At 69.1% G+C, this 21,525-nt stretch carries 19 protein-coding genes; 15 read left to right on the forward strand and 4 right to left on the reverse strand.

The annotated features are described in order from the left end of the window. Positions 1–86 precede the first annotated feature (86 nt). Positions 87–1,019 carry a nucleoside hydrolase gene (locus SSPN_RS0131535; protein ID WP_010312896.1) on the reverse strand — a complete coding sequence of 311 codons (933 nt, stop codon included), beginning with the start codon at positions 1,017–1,019 and terminating at the stop codon, positions 87–89. A gap of 284 nt (positions 1,020–1,303) precedes the next feature. On the opposite strand from SSPN_RS0131535, the gene SSPN_RS0131540 reads away from it, so the two are divergent. From SSPN_RS0131540 to SSPN_RS0131580, 9 genes are all read left to right on the forward strand, one after another. After that, complete coding sequence (locus tag SSPN_RS0131540) at positions 1,304–2,059, forward strand: MerR family transcriptional regulator (RefSeq protein ID WP_010312899.1); 756 nt, start codon at positions 1,304–1,306, stop codon at positions 2,057–2,059. Positions 2,060–2,185: 126 nt separating this feature from the next. After that, complete coding sequence (locus tag SSPN_RS46795; RefSeq protein ID WP_010312902.1) at positions 2,186–2,623, forward strand: fluoride efflux transporter FluC; 438 nt, start codon at positions 2,186–2,188, stop codon at positions 2,621–2,623. Continuing rightward, positions 2,623–2,964 carry a DUF190 domain-containing protein gene (locus SSPN_RS0131550; protein WP_010312905.1) on the forward strand — a complete coding sequence of 114 codons (342 nt, stop codon included), beginning with the start codon at positions 2,623–2,625 and terminating at the stop codon, positions 2,962–2,964. Before SSPN_RS46795 ends, SSPN_RS0131550 begins: the two co-directional genes overlap by 1 nt. Continuing rightward, positions 2,961–3,335, forward strand: coding sequence for a fluoride efflux transporter CrcB (gene crcB / locus SSPN_RS0131555; RefSeq protein WP_010312907.1), 375 nt, complete (start codon positions 2,961–2,963; stop codon positions 3,333–3,335). The genes SSPN_RS0131550 and crcB overlap by 4 nt, the downstream gene beginning before the upstream one ends. 69 nt (positions 3,336–3,404) lie before the next feature. Then, positions 3,405–3,743 carry a cupin domain-containing protein gene (locus tag SSPN_RS0131560; protein WP_010312909.1) on the forward strand — a complete coding sequence of 113 codons (339 nt, stop codon included), beginning with the start codon at positions 3,405–3,407 and terminating at the stop codon, positions 3,741–3,743. Positions 3,744–3,749: 6 nt separating this feature from the next. Beyond that, the gene (locus SSPN_RS0131565) at positions 3,750–5,105 is read left to right on the forward strand and encodes an MBL fold metallo-hydrolase (RefSeq protein ID WP_010312912.1); all 1,356 of its coding nucleotides are present in this window, start codon (positions 3,750–3,752) and stop codon (positions 5,103–5,105) included. A 58-nt stretch (positions 5,106–5,163) separates the two neighbouring features. Next, the gene (locus SSPN_RS0131570; RefSeq protein WP_010312913.1) at positions 5,164–5,793 is read left to right on the forward strand and encodes a LysE family translocator; all 630 of its coding nucleotides are present in this window, start codon (positions 5,164–5,166) and stop codon (positions 5,791–5,793) included. 149 nt (positions 5,794–5,942) lie between these two features. Then, positions 5,943–6,083: a hypothetical protein gene (locus SSPN_RS57185; protein WP_010312915.1), complete on the forward strand. Its 141-nt coding sequence runs from the start codon at positions 5,943–5,945 to the stop codon at positions 6,081–6,083. A gap of 71 nt (positions 6,084–6,154) precedes the next feature. After that, the gene (locus tag SSPN_RS0131580) at positions 6,155–8,455 is read left to right on the forward strand and encodes a LuxR C-terminal-related transcriptional regulator (RefSeq protein ID WP_237710853.1); all 2,301 of its coding nucleotides are present in this window, start codon (positions 6,155–6,157) and stop codon (positions 8,453–8,455) included. Positions 8,456–8,743: 288 nt separating this feature from the next. Here SSPN_RS0131580 and SSPN_RS0131585 read toward each other — a convergent pair whose 3' ends face one another. After that, a complete protein-coding gene (locus SSPN_RS0131585) occupies positions 8,744–9,151 on the reverse strand; it encodes a hypothetical protein (RefSeq protein WP_010312921.1) in 408 nt (135 codons plus the stop codon). A gap of 503 nt (positions 9,152–9,654) precedes the next feature. On the opposite strand from SSPN_RS0131585, the gene SSPN_RS0131590 reads away from it, so the two are divergent. The 4 genes from SSPN_RS0131590 (at position 9,655) to SSPN_RS52430 (ending at position 16,243) form a co-directional block, all read left to right on the forward strand. Beyond that, a complete protein-coding gene (locus tag SSPN_RS0131590) occupies positions 9,655–11,460 on the forward strand; it encodes a hypothetical protein (RefSeq protein WP_010312924.1) in 1,806 nt (601 codons plus the stop codon). 361 nt (positions 11,461–11,821) lie between these two features. Next, on the forward strand, positions 11,822–13,045 hold the full coding sequence (locus SSPN_RS0131600; RefSeq protein ID WP_010312926.1) for an MFS transporter: 1,224 nt from the start codon (positions 11,822–11,824) through the stop codon (positions 13,043–13,045). A 142-nt stretch (positions 13,046–13,187) separates the two neighbouring features. Beyond that, positions 13,188–15,185, forward strand: a complete 1,998-nt coding sequence (locus tag SSPN_RS0131605) for a PhoX family protein (protein ID WP_010312927.1) — start codon at positions 13,188–13,190, stop codon at positions 15,183–15,185. Between the two features lie 593 nt (positions 15,186–15,778). Beyond that, complete coding sequence (locus SSPN_RS52430) at positions 15,779–16,243, forward strand: NmrA family NAD(P)-binding protein (RefSeq protein WP_158309677.1); 465 nt, start codon at positions 15,779–15,781, stop codon at positions 16,241–16,243. A 991-nt stretch (positions 16,244–17,234) separates the two neighbouring features. Here SSPN_RS52430 and erm read toward each other — a convergent pair. After that, positions 17,235–18,005, reverse strand: coding sequence for a 23S ribosomal RNA methyltransferase Erm (erm, locus tag SSPN_RS46805; RefSeq protein WP_010312935.1), 771 nt, complete (start codon positions 18,003–18,005; stop codon positions 17,235–17,237). 296 nt (positions 18,006–18,301) lie between these two features. Here erm and SSPN_RS63070 point away from each other — a divergent pair, with 296 nt between their 5' ends. Continuing rightward, positions 18,302–18,460 (forward strand): MerR family DNA-binding transcriptional regulator, encoded by a 159-nt coding sequence (locus SSPN_RS63070; RefSeq protein ID WP_394378956.1) that lies wholly within the window; start codon positions 18,302–18,304, stop codon positions 18,458–18,460. Between the two features lie 37 nt (positions 18,461–18,497). On the opposite strand, the gene SSPN_RS58780 is transcribed toward SSPN_RS63070, so the two are convergent. Further along, positions 18,498–19,124: a hypothetical protein gene (locus SSPN_RS58780; protein ID WP_202798964.1), complete on the reverse strand. Its 627-nt coding sequence runs from the start codon at positions 19,122–19,124 to the stop codon at positions 18,498–18,500. A gap of 188 nt (positions 19,125–19,312) precedes the next feature. On the opposite strand from SSPN_RS58780, the gene SSPN_RS0131645 reads away from it, so the two are divergent. Continuing rightward, the gene (locus SSPN_RS0131645; RefSeq protein WP_010312943.1) at positions 19,313–21,382 is read left to right on the forward strand and encodes a PhoX family protein; all 2,070 of its coding nucleotides are present in this window, start codon (positions 19,313–19,315) and stop codon (positions 21,380–21,382) included. Positions 21,383–21,525 lie beyond the last annotated feature (143 nt).

Consider the following 21,525-nt stretch of genomic DNA (forward strand, 5'->3'; position numbering starts at 1 on the left):
ACAGTAACTTCTGCCAAGGTGACATTTCCCGCGCCACCACCTACCCCGCTCGCGACCAGGTCGTTCACCGGGAAAATCCCGGCCCGCTACGCCCCCAGAAGGCCGGCGAGGAATTCGGCGACGAGCCCGTCCCGGTCGATCTCGGTAGCTACGTCGATCAGTGGGACATTGTGCTCCGCGAACTCGCGGCGGTCCACTACGAGCATGCCCCGGGTCTGCTCGCCGCGGAGCTCCACCCGCACCGGCACCTCCTCGCAGCTCGCCAGGTCCGGACGCACCGCCAGCACCGCGGCACTCGGGTCGTGCAGCGGGCAGCCGGGCCGGGCGTGCCTGCCCCGGTAGAACTTCAGGTAGTGCCGGAGGATCGAGTGCGCGAACTCGGCCTTCGGGCCGGGCGCCGCCGCGATCCGGTGCACGTCGGACTCGTCGAGCCAGGTGCGCATCGTGACGTCCAGGCCGACCAGGGTCAGCGGCCAGCCCGCACCGAGCACCAGCGCGGCGGCCTCCGGGTCGTGCCAGATGTTCGCCTCGGCGAACGGGCTGAAGTTGCCGGGCTCCCGCATCGTGCCGCCCATGACGACGACGTTCCGCACGAGCCCCGGCAGCCGGGGTTCGAGCAGCAGCGCCAGCGCCAGGTTCGTCAGCGGCCCGGTCGCGACGACGGTGCATTCGCCGGGCTGCTCCCGGGCGATCCGCACAAGCTGCTCGGCGGCCGACACCGGCTCCGGGTGCAGCCCGGGCACCGGTCGCGCCTGCCCACCGAGGCCGTCCTCGCCGTGCACGAGCGCGGAGATGTCCAACGGCTGGGCCAGCGGGCGTTGCGCGCCGACCGCCACCGGGATGTCACGCCGACCAGCGACGTCGAGCACCTGCAGGGCGTTGGCGGCGGCAGCGTCCGACGGCGCGTTGCCGTGCACCGTGCCGACCGCGACGAGTTCGACGTCCGCCCGGCCCAGGAGGAACAGCGTCGCGAGCGCGTCATCGATCCCGTAGTCGCCGTCGCAAATGATCCTGACCATTCGCCACCTCGTTCCGAACGCCGTACGACAACCGTTATCCGCACAATCAGATCTAGCTCTAACAGCTGTTTCAACAAAAGGCTGGCTGGTCTGCGCGGCGTTCGCCGGGCTCGGCATCGGCTACAACGGCCGGGTCGTGACCACGCTCAGCGGCCTCGGCGTAATGCTCTCGCCGAAGGAGAGCCCAGGGCACTGCCCACCGCTGTTGCCATGCTCACCGAGGAATTCCGGTTGACCCTCACGTGGCGTGAGGCCGCAAGCTCGGTTCCGAGGAGGTGAGGGCCATGAGCTACTCGGTCGGTGAAGCCGCCCGGCTCGCCGGGGTGACGGTGCGGACGCTGCACCACTACGACGAGGTGGGACTGCTGACCCCGAGCGGTCGGACGGCGGCGGGCTACCGCAACTACTCCGACGCGGACCTGGACCGGCTGCGCCGGATCCTGTTATACCGGGAGCTGGACCTCGGCCTCGACGACATCGCGAGCATCCTCGCCGACGGTGACGCCAACGCGCACCTGAAGCGGCAGCACGAACTGCTGCTGACCCGCATCGAGCGGTTGCAGCGGATGGTCGCGGCGGTGGAAAGCGAGCTGGAGGCGAACACGATGGGCATCGACCTGACGCAGGAGGAGAAGTTCGAGCTGTTCGGGGACTTCGACCCGGACGACTACGTCGCGGAGGCCGAGCAGCGTTGGGGCAGCACCGACGCGTACCGGCAGTCCCAGCAGAAGATGTCCTCGTTCACCAAGGAGGACTGGAAGCGATTCATGGCCTCACAGGAGGACATCGGCCGCCGCCTGGCCGAGGCGATGCGGGCCGGATGCGCCCCGGACGGCGAGCAGGCGATGGACCTCGCCGAGGAGCACCGCCAGCACATCACGCGCTGGTGCTACGACTGCACCTACGAGATCCACCGCGGTCTCGGCGAGATGTACGTGGCGGACGAACGCTTCGCGGCGAACTACGAGAAGCTGCTGCCCGGCCTCGCCGAGTACATCCGGACGGCGATCAACGCCAACGCCACCAGGGCTGGGGCGTAACGACTCGTGGGTGCGAACCCGGTGCGCACCGGGTTCGCACCCACGACACCTGGTTCGCACCCACGACACCTGGCTCGCGGCCGCGACCCGGCGGGGTAACGTGCTTCACCCGAGATGGGAGGGGTCATGGCATTCCCGGTGGAGCTGCAACCGCGGCGCAAGCCCCGGGCCGGCGCCGCGTGGGACGTTCTCGCGGTGGTCGCCGTAGGTGGCACGCTGGGGGCGCTGCTGCGCTACGGCGCATCTCTGGCGTGGCCGGGACCGTGGTCGACGCTGCTGGTCAACGTGGTCGGTTGCGTGGCCATCGGGGTGCTGATGCACGTGATCACCGAGCTCGTGGTCGCGCACCGGCTGGTCCGGCCGTTCCTCGGCGTGGGCGTACTGGGCGGGTTCACCACCTTCTCGACCTACGTCGCCGACGCGGTGCACCTGGTGTTCGACCGCCAGCCCGCGCTCGCCCTCGCTTACCTGGTAGCAACCGTCGTGTGCTGCTTACTCGCGGTCCTGGTCGGGGTTCTCGCGGCACGCTCGGCGGCGCGCCTGGCCCGGCGAGGTGATCGGTGATGCGGCTGAACGGCCAGGCGTACCGGCTCACCGCGATCGTCGGCGAGACCGCCACCTACCAGCACAAACCGCTGTACCACGAGATCGTGCTGCGGGCCCGGCGCGCCGGTTTGGCGGGCGCTTCGGTGTTCCGCGGCGTCGAGGGTTTCGGCGCGTCCTCCGCGATCCACACCGCTCGGCTGCTGTCGCTGAGCGAGGACCTGCCGGTGGCGGTGGTGATCGTCGACGACGAGCAGCGGCTGCGGGACTTCCTACCGGAGCTCGACGAACTGGTCACCAAGGGCTTGGTACTGCTCGACGAGGTCGAAGTGATCCGCTACGTCGGGCAGGAGCCGCGGTGACAATCGTCTTGGTCGCGGTCGGCGGGGCGCTGGGTGCGTGCATGCGGTTCCTCACCGACCGCTGGGTGCAGGCGCGGCACGACACCGGGTTTCCGTGGGGCACGGTGGTGGTCAACTCGATCGGCTCGCTGATCCTCGGGTTCATCACCGGCGCCGCGCTGTTCGGCGTACCCATGCCGGTGGTCCAGTCGCTGGTCGGCGTCGGGTTCTGCGGCGCGCTCACCACTTTCAGCACGTTCAGCTACGAAACCGTTCGCCTGCTGCTCGACGGCGCGCGGCTGTTCGCGGTGCTCAACGTCGTCGGCACGGTGCTCGCCGGGATCGGTTCGGGCGTGGTCGGCGTGGTGCTGGCCGCCTCGATCTGGGCCTGAGAAGTCGCGCTGCCCGACCGCCCGGGCGGCGGGAGAATCGAGGCGGAACGGGCACGAGGAGGGGATCCGATGAGTGACACCACGATCATCAAAGTGGACGGCGCGCACTCGCCGCGCGGTTCCCTCGGGCAGTACTACCTCGCCGAAGGAGTCGGCCTGGCGATGCGGCTGTGGCGCGAGGAGCCGCCGGGAATCGACAAGCAGACGGCGGCTCGGGACTACGAGACAGCCGGATACGTGATCAGCGGCCGCGCGGAGCTGCACAGCGAAGGCCAGACGGTGCTGCTCGAACCGGGCGATTCGTGGGTGATCCCCAAGGGCGCCGAGCACCGCTACAAGATCCTGGAAACGTTCACGGCCGTCGAGGCCACGCACCCGCCGGCCCAGGTCCACGGCCGCGACGAATGACCGGTCATGGTCGCGGTCGAAGTCGTCGAGACCTCGTCGCTTGGCGACCGCAGCTACCTGGTCACCGACGGCGCGGTGGCGGCCGTCGTGGATCCGCAGCGCGACGTCGACCGGGTGCTCGCGCTCGCCGGTCACCATGACGTCAGCATCACCCACGTGCTGGAGACGCACATCCACAACGACTACATCTCCGGCGGCGTGGAGCTGTGCCGGCTGACCGGCGCGCAGTACGGGGTGGCCGCGGCGGATGTGGTGTCGTTCGCGCGGCGTCCGCTGGCCGAGGGCGACGTGGTGGCGGTGTCGCCGGGGCTTCGGTTGCGCGTGCTGGCGACGCCCGGCCACACCTTCCACCACCTGTCCTACGTGCTCGAAGATCCCGACGGCGCGGTCGGCGTGTTCACCGGCGGATCGCTGCTGTTCGGTTCGACCGGGCGCACCGACCTGCTCGGCCAGCAGCACAGCGAGGAGCTCGCCCGGCATCAGCACGCGTCGGTCCGCAAGCTCGCCGATGTGCTGCCGGACGGCGCGGCGATCTGGCCGACGCACGGCTTCGGCAGCTACTGCTCGACCGGTGGCGTGTCCGGCAGCTCCGCGACCGTCGGCCAGCAGAAGAAGGTCAACGCCGCGTTCCGGCTCGGCGAGGACGAATTCGTCGAGCACACCCTCTTCGCGTTGGACGCGTTCCCGGCCTACTACGCACAGATGGGTCCGCGAAACTTGGCCGGGCCGGAGCCGGTCGACCTGCGGGGACCGGCCCGGGTCCGGCCGGCGGAGCTGGCCCGGCGGTTGCGCGTCGGGGACTGGGTGGTCGACCTTCGGTCCCGCCAGGCGTTCTCGCAGGCCCACCTCGCGGGCACGATCAGCCTCGGTCTGGACGGCCCGCTGGCCACCTGGCTCGGCTGGCTGATCGAGTGGGGCTCCCCGCTGACGCTGATCGGCGAGGCACCGGAGCAGGTGGCGGCGGCGCAGCGCGAGCTGGCGCGCATCGGGGTCGACCGCCCGACGGCTGCGGTCGGTCGCCCGCAGGAACTCGCCATTGACGTGAACCTGGTGCGCCGCTTGCCGTCCGCGACGTTCGGCGACCTCGCCGAAGTGGGCCCGGGAACCGTCGTGCTGGACGTGCGGATGCGCAGCGAATGGCGGGCCTGCCACCTGAAGAACGCCGTGCACATCCCGCTCTTCGAGCTGCGGTACCGGACCCACGAGCTGCCCGACGGGGTGGTGTGGGTGCACTGCAGCGCCGGGTACCGCGCGGCCGCGGCTGCCTCGCTGCTGGCGCGGGAGGGCCGCGAAGTCGTGTTCGTCGACGAGGAGTTCGCCGCCGCGCACCGGGCCGGGCTGCCGCTGGTTTCCGACCGTTGAGCCGGAAACGGGCCACCATGTGGGAAAACACCTTGCCCGGCGGAAGTATCGTCGAAGCATGTCGTTGACGCTGCTGGGTTTCCTGACCGTGCTGGTCCTCACCTACGTCGTTCCCGGTCCGGATTTCGCGGTGGTGCTCCGCAATGCGACCCGCAGCACGAAAGCCGGGTACCTGGCGTCGGCCGGGGTGTTGAGCGGGCTGTGCGTGCACATCACCGCCGCAGCGCTCGGGTTGTCCGCGCTGCTGGCGCAGTCCGCGGTTGCGTTCATGGTGGTGAAGGTCATCGGCGCGGGCTACCTGGTGTTCCTCGGTGTCCAGGCGCTTTGGGCGTCGCGGCACAAGACCGTCACCGAGGCTCCCGCCGAGCCCGCCCGGACGTCCCGGTTGGCGTTCGTGCAGGGCTTCCTGAGCAACGTCTCGAACCCGAAGGCCGTGCTGTTCTTCGTCAGCCTCATGCCGCAGTTCATCGACCGCACGGCCCCGTTGCTGCCGCAGACCCTGCTGCTCGGTCTGCTCACCCTCGGATTCGGGGTGGTGTGGTGGCCGCTGCTGGTCAGCGTCGCCAACCGGATTCGCGGGGTCTTCGCGAGGCCGCGCGTGCGGCGGGTCCTGGACCGCGTGACCGGTGTGGTCTTCATCGGCCTGGGCGTCCGCCTGCTCCGCACCCCCATCGCCGCGGCCACCTGACGTGATCGGCGAGACCACCAGCCGGGCCCGCAGGGCATGACCCGGCACCACGCGGTGGTCCGCTGGACGGCGCCCACCGGCGAGGTGCTGGAGGCGCCCAGCGGCCGGGGCCGGCTGCTCCGCCGCATCCCGGTGGGCACCGAGATTACGTGCGCCAACACCCCCACGACCCGTACCGGATCCTGCTGGCCGGCGACCGGCCGGAGATGGTCAACTTCGCGCTCCTGCTGTTCGGCGCGCTCTTCAGCACCGTCGAAACGCTCGTGACCTGGGCCGCCCTGAGCAACTGATGCGACGGTTCGGGTGAATCCGGGCATACACTCGGGTGCAACGAGGCGTTCGGAGAGTGCGGGTGGTCGGAATGACAACCCGGCGGGTGGGCAAGCTCCCCGACGACCTGACGAGCTTCGTTGGCCGCCGCGGAGCGATTACGCAGGTCAAACGGCTGCTGTCCACCTCTCGACTGGTGACCCTGACCGGTGTGGCCGGGGTCGGCAAGTCGCGGCTGGCCGTCCGCGTCGCGCGCGATCTCCGACGCGCCTTCCCGGACGGCGTCTGGCTGGTGGAGCTGGCCCGCGTCCCGCCCCGCGACGACGTCGCCCGGGTCCTGCTGACCAACCTCGGCCTCGGCGACCGGGGTGCGCTGCCGGCTGCGCGACAGCTCGCCGAGCAGCTCGCCGACAAGCGGATGCTGATCGTGCTCGACGGCTGCGAGCACCTGCTGGAGGAGTGCGGACCGCTGGTCGGCGACCTGCTCGCCGCCGCCCCCGAGCTGCGCATCCTGGTCACGTCCCGCGCTCCGCTGGCAATCGCCGCCGAGCAGGTGTGGCCGGTGCCGCCGATGGTCATGCCCCGGCTAGACCGGCAGGGCCGCGTGGTGCAGAAGGCCATCGGTTACGAGGCGCTGGAGCTGTTCGCCGACCGGGCCGCCGCGGTGCTACCGGGATTCGCCATCGGACCGGGCAACGAGGCGCTGGTGGTCCGGGTGTGCCAGCAGCTGGACGGCCTGCCGCTGGCGATCGAGCTGGCCGCGGTATGGATGCGGTCGCTTTCGGTGGAGGAGATCCTGGACCGGCTCGCCGACCGGTACCGGCTGCTGACCCTGGGCGATCGCAGCGGCCTGCCGCACCACCGCACGCTGCGGGCGGCGATCGAGCGGAGCTTCGACCTGTGCTCGCCGACCGAGCAGGTGGTTTGGGCGCGGCTGTCGGTGTTCTCCGGCGGTTTCGAGCTCGACGCCGCGGAGGAAGTCTGCGTCGGCGACGGCGTGACCTTGGAGGACGTGTTCGTCGGAGTCGCGGGCCTGGTGGAGCAATCGGTGCTGTTCAAGGAAGATCAGCGCGACACCCGCACCCGCTACCGGCTGCTGAAGACGATCCAGGAGTTCGGGCGGGAGCGGCTCGGCGGCGGCACGCGGCAGTTCGCGCTGCGGCGGCGGCACCGCGATCACTTCCTGCTGCTCGCCGAGCACGTCGACGCGGAATGGCTCGGCCCGGAGCAGGTGGACTGGCTGACCCGGCTCCGGCACGACCGGGCGAACCTGCGCGCCGCGCTGGACTTCTGTCGCACCGAGCCCGGCGAGGGGCCCGAGGGCCTGCGGATGTCGACCGCCCTGCGGTACTACTGGGTGGCCGACGGCGCGCTGCGGGAGGGCCGGTACTGGCTGGACGAAATGCTCCGCGTGGTGTCGGATCCCGACGAGCAGCGCGCCCGGGCGCTGGCTGTCAACGGCCTGATCAGCTGCTTGCTGGGGGACGTCGACGCCGCCCGGTCGCTGCTGGCCGAGGCGCGGGATGTGGCGCGGCGGATCGGGGCCGACACGGCGCTGGCGCTGACCTGGCACATCACCGGGACCCTCGACCTGCTGCGCAACGAACACGAGACGGCGGCGGCCCGGTTCGCCGAAGCGTTAGAGCGCAAGGAGATGCTGCGGCACGACGGGATCGCGCTGATGAGCCTGCCGAGCCTGGCGTTGCTGGCGACCTTCCGGGGCGACTTCGAGCGAGCCGTCGAGCTGTGCGAGCAGTGCCAGGAGATCTGCGAGGAGCACGGCGAGTTGTGGAACCGCTCGTGGTGCGAGCTGACGCTCGGGCTGGTGCGCTGGCGGCAGGGCGACTACCCGGCTGCGCAGGAGCACCTGCACGAAGGCCTGCGGATCAAGCAGCTCTTCAACGACTTCACCGGGATCCTGCTGGCGGTCGAGATGGAGGCATGGGTGTCCGCGGCGCAGGGGCACGTGGACCGGGCAGCCCGGCTGAGCTCGGCGGTGGCGCACCTGTGGCGGCCGCTGGGCCGCTACCTGTTCGGCATCGACCGTTACCTCGGCTGGCACACCGAGACCGATGCGCGGATCCGGAACGCCCTGCCGACGTCGGAACTCCGCGCGGAGCGGCGCCGCGGCTCGGAGTACACGGTGGACGAACTGGTCCAGTTCACGCTCGGGGTGCGCCGCCCGGAGCCGTCGGCCGACGCGCCGGTGCGGCTGACGCCGCGGGAGCGCGAGGTGGCGAAGCTGGTCGCGCAGGGCATGTCGAACCGGCAGATCGCGGAGCAGCTGGTGATCTCGAAACGGACCTCGGACAGCCACATCGAGCACATACTCGCCAAGCTCGGAGCCACCTCGCGCGCACAAATAGCGGTCTGGGTGGCCGAGCAGCGTTGAAGCCCACTTCCAGACCCACCCCGAGTCGCGGTGCGGGTAGCGGAACCTCAGGCGCCGTCTGGACTGCGGGATCTCCGACTCATGAATGCCAATTCACCACGCCGGGGACTGGCCTCGCCAAGAACCCCGACGGGGTGGGCACAGTCTGAGAACCCGCGGCGGTGCTTGCTGCAAACGTGAGCTGAGCAGCTGACGCCGCTTCAAAGGAGACAAACCCGTGAGTACTTTTGGGGGTTGTAGCAGGGGGGTTGTAACTCCCAAAAGTACTCACGGCCCCTGGGGAGCGGGTCAGGCGGTGACGAGCGGTCGTGCTTCGGCTCTGGCGCGGCGGACGGCCGAGAAGATGACCTGGCGGGACGGCACCGGGCGGTCCGCGCGGGGCGGGGTGATCCAGCCCGGGTCGTCCAGCGGCGGCAGGTCCATCCGGCTGCCGGTCGGCACGGCGGTGACCTCGTCGAGGTCTTCCGGGAGGTCGCCGCGGCCGTCGGGCTGGGTGAACAGCACCCAGTCATCGCCGTCGACCAGAGCGGGTCCGGCTTGGAGGTGGATCGCGAGCACCCGGTGCACGCGGGCGGCGATCGGGGCTGGCATTCGCAGCACGCTGATGCGGCCGCCGATGATGAGCGTGGTGTGGTCGGAGTTCGGGTCGTTCTGGACCCACCAACCATAGGATCGGTATTCGGACGTGCTGTTCATGTCGGGTGTTCGCGAGCCTTCGCGGAATCGGGAGCATGGGTCGGCGAGGTGGGCGCGGCGGCCCCTTTGCCGCCTTGTCGGACGGGTGGCACCCACCTCGCCGAATGGGAGGGCCGAACAACAGGCAGCTGGGGAAAGTAGCTGCTGTCCGGTCACGCAGTACCTCCTCCCTGTTGGGAACGCCGCTGACGAATCCGGGGGTCGACCCAAGACCGGAACGACCGGGTGGGCCGCGGTCACCCCGGCGGGTTGTCGCCGTTCGACCACCGGGTTCGCCAGGCGGTCGTTGATCCGTCCAAATCAGGACGTGTGGAAAGCATGTGACCAAAGCCCCTGGTGGCGAAGCGGGACAAGTACCGAGAGCCATACCGAGATGTCCGCATTTCCGGGTTCGAGCACCCGTTCGAGGGATCACGACACGCGGGCCTTGATCGCCTCGCTGCCCGGGACTTCCCGACGTGCTACCTACGCTGATCCGCACACCTTAGCGAAAGGAGCACGTGATGCGAACTGCCTTCATCCACGGCGAGGTCGACCGGTTCGAAGCGGCGCGCGAAGAGTTGATCGACGCGTTCGCACGCAGCCACCCGGAGCTGGATGCCGGGTGGCTGGCGGGGTGCCTGCTCGACCACAAGTTCACCAGGGACGGCCTGCTGGCCTGCTGGACCGAAGAGGACCTGGTGCGGTTCCTGGTCGAAGTGGTGCCCCGCAAGCTGATCGTGGCGCGGTGGTCGCTGGTGCCGGATTTCCTGCACCAGTGGCTCGGTTTCCTCTCCGAGGAGGGGCTGCTGACCTCGCCGAGCCCGCTCGACGAGCTGCACGAGGCGGTCGAGCGGGCCGTGCCGGACTACCTGGCGGCGATGGCCGAGCCGACCGAGTGGGGTGTGGAGAAGTTCTGGGGCACGACGATGCGCGAGCTCGGCGTGGACGCCGAAGATCCGCAGGCAGTGGCCGGGTTCTTCGACGCGGTGGACGCCGAGGAGATCGACTTCGACAGCGAGGTGTTCGAGGAGATCGAGCGCCGGGACGCGCTGGAGTCGCCATCCCAGCCCGCGCTCTGGTTGCCGCCGATCGATCTCGTCCACGTCGAGCCGCACCGGGCCATCGCGGCGGGATCGCCGATCATGCAGCGTATCCGCACGGTCCTGGAGTGGGTCGGCGACGGCCGGGGTCCGTCCGATGTGGACGAGCTCGTCGCGGCCCTCGCGGAACCTTCCGGCGGTGACGCCGGGGACGCCGACCTGCTGCTGGAGTGGGCCGAGCGGGCGGGTCTGGTCCGGTGGGCCGGGGACCTGCTGGCGCCGACCCTGATCGCGGTACCCCTGCTGGCGGAACCGGAACTGCTGTGGACCCGGCTCTGGCAGCGGTTCGTGCTCATCGAAGACGTCTTCCACGCCGAGCTCGACGGGCTCTCCGACGACGAGGACGCGCTGCTGGAGATCGTCCAGGCCGCGTTGAGCGTGCTGTACTCGCGGACCGAGGCGGTGCCGCTGGAACTGATCGTCATGATGGCCTGCGACCTCCTGGACGCGGATGAGCCGGACGATCGCGAGGCGGTGCGCGGCATCGTCCGCCGGATGCTCGCCCAGTGGGAGGCGATGCAGGCGGTCCGCTGCCACGTGACCACCGCGCCGGAGGAGATCGAGGCGCTGGAAGAGATCGTGCCCGACGGCGTCGATGCCGATCACACCGTGGCCGAGCTGCTGCCACCGGGTCTCTGGGCCGCGCGGGAGTCGTTGCGCGCCTTCGGCTTCCAGGTGCCCGCTGTGGACGATCTGGTTGCGTGCCCGGCGGAGCTGCTGACACTGGTGGTGGCGGATGCCCCGGCGGAGGTGCAGCAGGTGTTGATCCCGCAGTGGATCGAGCGGCGCGGCGCGGCGCAGGCCAGCGCCGAGCTGGCGGCCTTGCTGCGACGGGTGGACGACCCGACGATCCGGCTGGCGGCGCTGGGCTTGCTGGAGCACACCCGCGACGACGGTGTGTCGGCGGTGCGCGAGCTGACCGAGGATGCGGTCGCCGGGCCGGCGGCGCGGATGTGGCTGCAGGCCCGGCCGACCAGCACCGAGAACACGGCCCGCCCCGGCGATGAGTTGCTGTTCTCGCTCGACGGCATGGCGGCGGCCCTGGACGAGGACGTCGATTTGTTCCTCGCGGAGTTCGCCCAGCAGCCGGAGCCGGAGCAGGTCGAGTTGGTCAAGGAGATCGCCGCGACCGCGCACCGCAGCGCCGGCGAGATCCTCGCGGTTCTCGCCGAGCACCACGCGGAGGAGGTGGTCGCGGCAGCCGCCCAAGCCGCACTTAGCCGCTGAAAGGCTCTTTCCAGGCTCGTTCTGCGTGGCGGTGCGAGTTGCGGAACCTCAGACGCCGCCTGAACTCCGGGATCCCCGATTGTGCATAAGCCCACGCGGCATCGGGGCTGTCCTCGCCAGACGACGCCTGAGAACCCGCGGCGGTGCGAGGGTGGGCTACGCGTGGCGCCGCTTAGCAACGAAACCCGCCCTTGCACACCGTGACGCAACCCTTCCACACCAACCTCAAGGCGGCATTGATCGCCACCTTCTCCGCCGGTCGGAGCAAATCCGCGTGAGTTCTCTCATGTCCGTTTGGTTGCTGACCAAAATTTGTTAGCCTTGCAAACGACTTGCTTCCGTCCATGAGGGGTGGCGACCGATGAGCGCCGCGCACGACGTTCGGTTTCTCGACGTTTTCAAGGGACAACCGAAGGCGGTGTGGATCACCGCGTTCGCGGCCGTGATCGCCTTCATGGGCATCGGCTTGGTCGACCCGATCCTGCTCTCCATCGCCGAAGCGCTGCGCGCCGGCCCCGAACAGGTCACCCTGCTGTTCTCGTCCTACCTGGGCGTGCAGGTCGTGGCGATGCTCATCACCGGCGCGTTCAGCGCCCGCTTCGGCGCGAAGCGGACCGTGGTCACCGGCCTGGTGCTGATCGTGGTGGCGACCCTGGTGTGCGCGATGGCCAGCTCGATCGGCCAGCTCGTCGCGCTGCGCGCGGTGTGGGGCCTCGGCAACGCCTTCTTCATCGCCACCGCGCTGGCGGTGATCGTCGGCGCCGCCAGCGGCGGCCAGCAGGCCGCCATCCTGCTCTACGAGGCGGCGCTGGGCATCGGTCTGTCCACCGGCCCGCTGCTGGGCGCCCTGCTGGGCAACATCTCCTGGCGCGGACCGTTCGCCGGCACCGCGGCGCTGATGGCGATCGCGCTGATCCTCTCCGCCGGCTTCCTGCCCAAGGACGGCAACCGCGCCGACCGGCCCAAGGTCCGGCTGCTCGACCCGATCCGCGCGCTCGGCCACAGCGGCCTGCTGCGGACCGCGCTCGGCTCCGCCTTCTACACCGCCGCGTTCTTCATCGTGCTGGCCTGGTCGCCGTTCGTCCTGGAGTTCGGCGCGATCGCGGTCGGTCTGGTGTTCTTCGGCTGGGGCCTGTGCGTCGCCCTTGCCGGCGTGTTCCTGGCCCCCAAGCTCGCGGCCCGGTTCGGCGAGGTCGGCGGCACCATCATCGCGGTGCTGTTCTTCGCGGTCCTGCTCGCCGTCATGGCGATCGGCTCCAAGCCCGTCGTGGTCGTCGCAGTGATCGTCAGCGGCGTCGCCTCCGGCCTGCTCAACACCCTGTTCACCGGTACCGCGATGAGCATCAGCGCCGCGCCACGCCCGGTCGCGAGCGCCGGTTACAACTTCTGCCGCTGGCTCGGCGGCGCGGTCGCGGCCACCCTGGTCGGGCACGTGGCCACCTGGTTCGGTTCGCAGCACGCTCCGTTCGCGGTCGGTGCGGTGCTGTGCGTGATCGCGGCGGGCCTGCTGTCTCTGGAACTGCGCACCAAGGCCGACGCCCATCAGGTTCCCGCCGAGGCCGTCCTGGTCGGCGAGGAGTTCTGAGACCAGCAGCCCCCAACTGGACGAACCCGATCGAGCAAACGCTCTGCGAGAATTCGCCGAATTCTCGCAGAGCGTTTGCCATTTTTTCGGTTTGCCATACGCTCCAAGCCATTTCTCGATCAATTGATCAGCATGGGAGGTCGTGGTGGCACAGCCGGGCGAACGTCGATTCCTACCGCTGTTGTCGACCGGTCGGGCGCGGGTGACCTGCCGGTACCGCTGCGGTGACCAGTGCGCCGAGCACCCACCGAACCCCACCGCGAACCAGTACTTCGGCGACCTGGTGCAGAACGTGCTGTCCCGGCGGGGTTTGCTGCGCGCGGGTGCCGTGGTGGTGGCCTCCGCGGCGGCGCTGCCTACCGCGTTGTCCGTCAGTCGACCCGCGGCCGCCGCAGCCGGCCGGCCGCCGGGCCTGGACTTCACCCCGGTGCAGCCCAACAGCGAAGACGCCGTGGTCGTGCCGGAGGGCTTCCAGCAGCAGGTCGTGCTCCGGTGGGGCGACCCGATCCTGCCCGGCGCCCCGGAATTCGACTTCGACAACCAGACGCCGGAAGCCCAGGAACGGCAGTTCGGCTACAACAACGACTTCTGCGCACTGCTGGAGCTGGACGGCGACCGGCGGCTGATGGTGAACAACCACGAGTACACCTCCGAGGAGTTCCTGTTCCGCGGCTACGACCCGGAAAACCCCACCGAGCAGCAGGTTCGGGTCGCGTGGGCGGCGCACGGGCTGTCGGTCGTGGTGCTCGAAACCGGCGACGGCGCGCCGAAACCGGTGCTCGACCCGCTGAACCGGCGGATCACCCTGAACACCCCGTTCGAGCTGCGCGGCCCGGCGGCGGGCAGCGAACTGCTGAAGACACCGGCCGACCCGACCGGCACACGCTCTTTCGGCACGATGAACAACTGCTCCGGCGGGGTGACGCCGTGGGGCACGATCCTCTCCGGCGAGGAGAACATCCACTTCTACTTCGGCAACGCCGACTCGATCACCGACCCGGCCACCCAGGAGCGGCTGGCGCGCTACGGGATCAAGGGCGCCGCCAGCGAACGCAAGTGGGAGCGCTTCGACTCCCGCTGGGACCTCGCTGAGCAGGTCAACGAGCCGAACCGGTTCGGCTGGATCATCGAGATCGACCCGCACGACCCCAACTCGACGCCGGTCAAGCACACCGCGCTCGGCCGCTTCAAGCACGAGGGTGCCAACATCCGCGTCGCCGACGACGGCCGGGTCGTGGCGTACATGGGCGACGACGAGAAGTTCGAGTACATCTACCGCTTCGTCTCCGACGGCAAGATGAAGCGCGGCAACAGCGGCCACGCGCGGCGGCACAACATGTCGCTGCTGGATTCCGGCACGCTCTACGTCGCGAAGTTCACCGGCGACAGCCCCGGTGAGATCGACGGAACCGGGAAGCTGCCGGCGGACGGCGAGTTCGACGGTGTCGGCGAGTGGATTCCGTTGGCGCACAACGACACCAGCTTCGTGCCCGGCATTAGCGCCGAAGAGGTATACGTCTTCGCCCGCTTGGCCGCCGACGAGGCGGGCGCGACGAAAATGGACCGCCCGGAAGACGTCCAGCCGCACCCGCATACCGGCCGCGTCTACGCCGCGCTGACCAACAACTCGGACCGCGGCACCGAAGGCAACGCGGGCGCCGACGAGCCCAACCCGCGCAACATCAACAAGCACGGCCAGGTCCTGGAACTCGACGACGACCCGGCGGGCACTCGCTTCGCCTGGCGTCTGCTTCTGGTCTGCGGCGACCCCGCCGACCCGAGCACCTACTTCGCTGGCTTCGACAAGTCCCAGGTCAGCCCGATCGCCTGCCCGGACAACGTGGCCTTCGACAGCCGCGGAAACCTCTGGATCACCACGGATTCCTCAAAGGCTCTCGGAGCCAACGACGGCCTCTACTCGGTGCCGCTGAAAGGCCCGGAACGGGGCCACGTCATGCAGTTCCTCTCCGTCCCGCGCGGCGCGGAAGCCTGCGGCCCGATCATCGAAGACGACCTGATCCTGGTCTCGGCCCAACATCCGGGAGAGGTCGACGGTGCCAGCGCCGACAACCCGATCTCCCACTGGCCCGACGGCGGCAACTCCCAACCCCGCCCATCGGTGGTGGCCGTATGGCGCTGATTTTCCCGGGTGGAGGGCACCTCTGGTGTCCTCCACCCTGATCTCGCGTCCTACGACTAGGCCCATCCGGAGCGAGTGTGCCGCAATTTCCATAGAGCGTTTTCCAACCTCTTCTTGGGTTGCGGTGCGGGTGGCGGAACCTCAGCGGCCTTCTCGACTCCGGAGCCCGGACTTGTGTATGGCCAAGACGCGGCGTCCGGGCTGTCCTCGTGAGAAGGCCGCTGACAACCCGCGGCGGTGCAAGCTACGAGGGTGGGCCATGCGCCTTCGGCGCATACGACGACCTCGCGTCGTAGGACGTCAGGCGTCGCGGCTGCGGATCGACCAGCGGGGCCAACAGAGCCCGAACCGGTCAGAGTCAGGCTGGGAAGCCAGGGCGGAGCACCGCGCTACAGCAGCACGAATGGCATGAACATCAAAATTGCCAGATAGCCGAAGGCGAATGCGGTACCCGCCACCGTCAGCTTCACCAGAAGCGCCGGGGTGCCAACGCGCAGTCCAGGTAGCGGCCGTCTGTGAAGTCTTCGACGTAGACGAACTCAAGCGGTCCAGCCTTACCTGGCGACGGCACCCTGAACAGGTTGAAGTCATGGGTGGTACGCGGCGCAGTAGCTGAGTCGAAGAGCAGGATCTGGATCTGCACTTCGCGCAGTCTGAAAGCACGAGTTACACGCGCAGAGCGCCTGCGCTCTAGGAGCACAGCTTGGCGTTCCAGCCGTGCCTCAAGCGCGCTCGCCGCCGAAGTCTGCCAGGGCACGACGGTCGCCGACATCGCCGAGGAGACCGGCATCGGCCAACTCGTCCACAGCTCCGTCGGCGGCGCCGAACGCAACTCCGGCGTCGCCCATTTCGAGAGCAAGACCGCCATCGAGGCGTACACCCATCGCATCGGCGTGCCCGCCACCGTGCTGCGACCGGTGTTCTTCATGACCAACCTGCTCTTCCTCGCCAACATCTCCGATTCGGGCGAGCGCGTGCTCTCCATGCCGCTGGACCCAGCGACACCGGTGCAGATGGTCTCCGCGAACAACATCGGCCTCTTCGCCGCGACCGCGTAGGACGCGCCGCAGGAATTCATCGGCGAGCAGATCGAGATCGCCGGCGACGAGCTAAGCAGGCAGCAGGTCGCGGAGAACTTCCAGCGCGTCAAGGGCACCCCGACCCGCTACGAAGTCGCCCGGATCGAAGGCCGGGACCGGATGTTCGAGTGGTTCGAGGAAGGCGGCCACCAGGCCGACATTCCGGCCCTCCGCCGCCTGCACCCGGCGCTGCTAGACGACGAGGAATTCCCGCAGCGCCAGCCCTGACAGATGCCCGTTGGGAACTCGCTGTGCGGCGTTGCTTTACCTGCGCATCGCAGGTACGAAGCGAACGGACCGTCCAGACGGCACAAACGGTCCGTTCACCCCACCCATCACCGGCAGCGCTCCGGACAGCTCAAGGCTCCCCGCTCCCCGACCCCGCGAGAGCGCGTTACGAACCTCGGCGCCTCGACGAGCGACACCACCACATCAGCGCATTGGGTTGTAATGGCGACGAGGAATTCCCGCAGCGCCAGCCCTGACAGACGCCCGTTGGGAACTCGCTGTGCGGCGTTGCTTTACCTGCGCATCGCAGGTACGAAGCGAACGGACCGTCCACCCCAATAGACGGCACAAACGGTCCGTTCACCCCACCCATCACCGGCAGCGCTCCGGACAGCTCAAGGCTCCCCGCTCCCCGACCCCGCGAGAGCGCGTTACGAACCTCGGCGCCTCGACGAGCGACACCACCACATCAGCGCATTGGGTTGTAATGGCGACGAGGAATTCCCGCAGCGCCAGCCCTGACAGACGCCCGTTGGGAACTCGCTGTGCGGCGTTGCTTTACCTGCGCATCGCAGGTACGAAGCGAACGGACCGTCCACCCCAATAGACGGCACAAACGGTCCGTTCACCCCACCTATCACCGGCAGTGCTCCGGACGGCTCGGGGCTCCCCGGCCCCGCGAGGGCGCGTTACGGGCCTCGGCGCTTCGGCGAGCGGCACCACCACATCAGCGCATTGGTTGTTATGGCCGCCCAAAGCGCTCGCGAGTCTTGGGGCAGGTGGTTTCGGCGTAGAGGTGGGTCCAGGCCTCTGCGGTCAGATCCCGGGGGAGCGCGGGCAGGTTCCGGATCCGGCAGCCCGTCACGTTGCGGACGGTTTCGGCCAGGCCTCGGCCGCGCCCCGTGAACACCGCCTCGACGAACCGCTGGTAACGCCGCAGGTCGCCGAGCGGCATCAGCGGGTGCGGTCTGCGCTGCACCTTCAGGATGCCGCCGTCGACCGCGGGAACCGGGCGGAACGATCGTGCGGAAACCCTGCCGTGGAGCCGGAATTCGTACCACGGCGCCCACTGGGCATTCAGCAGGCTGCCGCCCGAAGCGCGTTTCCGGGCCACGTCCCACTGCACCAGGAGCATCGCCTCCGACCAGCTCCGCTCGCCCAGCAGCCGGCGGGTCATCGCCGTCGTGATGCCGAACGGGAGGTTGCCGACCACCGCGTACGGCGCGGTAGGGAAACGGAAATCGAGCATGTCGCACCTGATCACGCTCACTCGTGGACAGCTGTCGCGGAGCTCGTCCGACCAGTGGCGGTCCAGTTCCACGGCGGTGACCGTTCGTCCAGCGTGGACGAGTTCGCGGGTGAGGGCACCGCGCCCTGCCCCGAGTTCGACCACCGGAAGCGGTGATGGATCGAGGAGATCGACCAGGTGCCGGGCGACGCTCCGGTCGATCAAGAAGTTCTGGCCGAGTTCGCGGCGCGCACGATCGCGCGCCGAATTCCGGCGGGTAGACATATCGGCTGCTCCTGTGTTCGCGGACCGGTCGGAACCGGGCTCTCGCGAGCGCAGGTAAGCGTGGTGTTTCAGGGCACGACGAACCGCGCGTCAGGAAACGGGAGCCCGGACGCGTACGGCGGCGCGAATTCGGATCCTGCGCCGCCTAGGCGGAACGCAGCCGCATGAAAAAGGCAACAGCAAAACACGACATGCTGGGAAGGTACAACGCGGGCCACGCCGAGGACACCGATTTTTCCGCTCGGGTTGACCCTGCACCCGGGGGCAGGGTTTAGCGTTTGTCGAGTTTGACGGGAATGCTGATCGGCGAACTGGCCCGGCGGGCAGGAACGACGACCAAAGCGGTGCGCAACTACGAATCGCTGGGGTTGATCACGCCCGGGCGGCTGCCCAAACGGCTAGCGGGACTACGACGAGGACGGCCTGCGGCTCGTGCGGGAGATCAGGACGCTTAGCAATCTGGGCATCCCCGTCGAGCGCACCCAGCCGTTCCTAGATTGCCTCGCGGACGGTCGGCACCACGCGGACCACTGCCCGGCCTCGCTCGCCGGGTACCGGGCGGCCATCGACGAGCTCACCGAGCGGATCGACGCGCTCACCTCCCGCCGCCCCGGTGTTTATCGCGCACCTGCGCGAAGCTGCCCATCGCAACAGTCGCGCCGCCCGTGAAGAGGACCAGTGAACGACTACCTGAACCTGCCAGCCGACCTGCCCGTGTCCGAGGACGACGGCGCAGCGAACCACCTGCCCGGGAGGCGGATGCCGCACCTGGAACTCCCGAGCACAGCAGGTGAAGCGGTCCACGTCGAGTAGCTCGGCCGGGGCCACGCAGTGCTCTACAGCTACCTGCTCACCGGTCGTCCCGGCACCGACCGCCCGGAGGGCTGGGACTCGATCCCCGGAGCGCGCACCCACCGCAAGCCTGATCGGGGAACTCCCGAGCCCCGGGACCGCGCCGGACACCACCGCGCTCGCCGTGCGCTGGCAGCCGGCTTCGGTGGCCGACACCCTGCGGAAACTCCCGGCGTCACCTCCCGCGACGACCGCACCGTCGCGAACAGCGGCCGCATGCCCGACGTCTACGAGCAATTCCGCGTCTGGCTGACCGACCGCGCTCACCAACCAGCCGCCCTACTGCTGATTCGGTGTTCGGTCGGACACGCAGCGTCGGTCAATTCGGGTCTCTCGCCTGCGGTTTCGATAACTCTGCGTCGCACGTTTAGCCCCCGTTCACATTTACGTCCAGGAACCATCGCCTGATCGACCTAACTTCCAGTTGTTCCCCTGACGAGCATCTGGAGGTCCGCTTGTCTTCCCGACCGGACAGCGGGCGGGTCATCCCGCTCCCCCTGCTTCCCCACCACTCGGCCAACCGCTCCTCGGTGACCTGCAAGTACCGCTGCGGCAACGCCTGCGCGCATGAAGCCCCCAACACCTCCGACAACGCCTACTTCGGCGACATCGTCGAGAGCGTGCTCAGCCGACGCGGCGCGCTCAAGGCCAGCGGCGTGCTCGCGCTGACCGTCGGCGGCGCGACGGCCCTCGCGGGCACCGCGACGGCGGCGACCCCCGCACCCGCTCCGCTCGCCCGCCCGCGCCAGGGCAACGTGCCGGGAACCGACTACACCCCGGTCGCCCCGAACACCGAAGACCGGGTCGTCATCCCCGAAGGCTACGAGCAGGGCATCGTGATCCGCTGGGGCGACCCGGTGCTGCCCGGCGCGCCCGAGTTCGACTTCAACAACCAGACCGCGGCCGCGCAGGAGAAGCAGTTCGGCTACAACAACGACTTCGCCGAGCTGGTCCCGCTGGACGGCAGCGGCAAGCGCAGCCTGCTGGTGGTGAACCACGAGTACACCACCGAGACGCACATGTTCGTCGGCTACGACGAGAACAACCCGACCGAAGAGCAGGTCCGCATCGCCTGGGCCGCGCACGGCCTCTCGGTGGTGTACGTCGAGCAGCAGGGCGGCCGGCTCAAGCCGCTGCCGAGCAAGTACAACCGGCGCATCACCCTGAGCACGCCGTTCGAGCTGCGTGGGCCGGCCGCGGGTAGCGACTACCTCAAGACCTCCGCCGACCCAACCGGCACGAAGGTCCTCGGCACGCAGAACAACTGTGCGGGCAGCATGACGCCGTGGGGAACGATCCTCTCGGGCGAGGAGAACTTCAACCAGTACTTCGCCAACGCCGACTCGGTCACCGAGCCGACGGCCAAGAAGCGCCTCGCCCGCTACGGCCTCAAGGGCACCGCGAGCACCCGCAAGTGGGAGCGGTTCGACAAGCGCTGGGACCTCGCCAAGGAGTCCAACGAGGCGAACCGCTTCGGCTGGATCGTCGAGATCGACCCGCACGACCCGAACTCGACGCCGGTCAAGCACACCGGGCTCGGCCGCTTCAAGCACGAGACCGCGACCATCAAGATCGCCGAGGATGGCCGGGTCGTGGCCTACTCCGGTGACGACGAGCGCTTCGACTACATCTACAAGTTCGTCTCCAACGGCAAGGTGAAGCAGGGCAACAGCGCCCACGCCCGCCGGCACAACATGTCGCTGCTCGACGACGGCACCCTGTACGTCGCGAAGTTCAGCGGCAACAGCCCGGCCAGCGAGATCGACGGCACCGGCAAGCTGCCGTCGGACGGCCACTTCGACGGCACCGGCGAGTGGATTCCGCTGGCCAGCGGCAAGAAGTCGTTCGTGCCCGGGTACACCGCCGAAGAGGTCTACATCTTCACCCGCCTCGCCGCCGACGAGGTCGGGGCGACCAAGATGGACCGGCCGGAGGACATCGAGCCGAACCCGGTCAACGGGCGCATCTACTGCGCGCTGACCAACAACAGCAACCGCGGCTCGACCGGCAATGCCGCGCCGGACGAGGCCAACCCGCGGGTCGGCAACAAGCACGGCCACATCCTGGAGATCGACGACGACGCGGTCGGCACCAAGCTCCGCTGGAACCTGCTGCTGGTGTGTGGCGACCCGAACGACGCGGGAACCTACTTCGGCGGGTTCGACAAGTCGCAGGTTAGCCCGATCTCTTGCCCGGACAACGTGGCCTTCGACCGGCACGGCAACCTGTGGATCTCCACCGACGGCAACGCGCTGAAGAGCAACGACGGCCTGTTCTCGGTGCCGGTGGACGGCCCGGAGCGCGGTCACGTCAAGCAGTTCCTGACGGTGCCGCACGGCGCGGAGACCTGCGGCCCGGTGATCCGGGACAAGTTCGTGACCGTGTGCGTGCAGCACCCGGGCGAGCTCGACGGGGCGAGCGCGGACAAGCCGGCCTCGCACTGGCCCGACGGCGGCAACTCGCAGCCGCGCCCGTCGGTCGTGGCGGTCTGGCGCAAGGACGGCGGTGAGATCGGCGCAAGCTGATCCACCTTGCGAGCGCGGGGGTCTTCGGCTTTTTCCGGAGGCCCTCGTTGCGCTTCCCGGGTAGTTTCGGCTGGTGGCGTTTGCGGATCAAGCAACGTTCGCGCGGGCCCGGCGAGCGCTTTGAGCGGCGCTGCGCCGGGATC

It is taken from the genome of Saccharopolyspora spinosa NRRL 18395, from assembly GCF_000194155.1.
Lineage (GTDB): Bacteria > Actinomycetota > Actinomycetes > Mycobacteriales > Pseudonocardiaceae > Saccharopolyspora > Saccharopolyspora spinosa.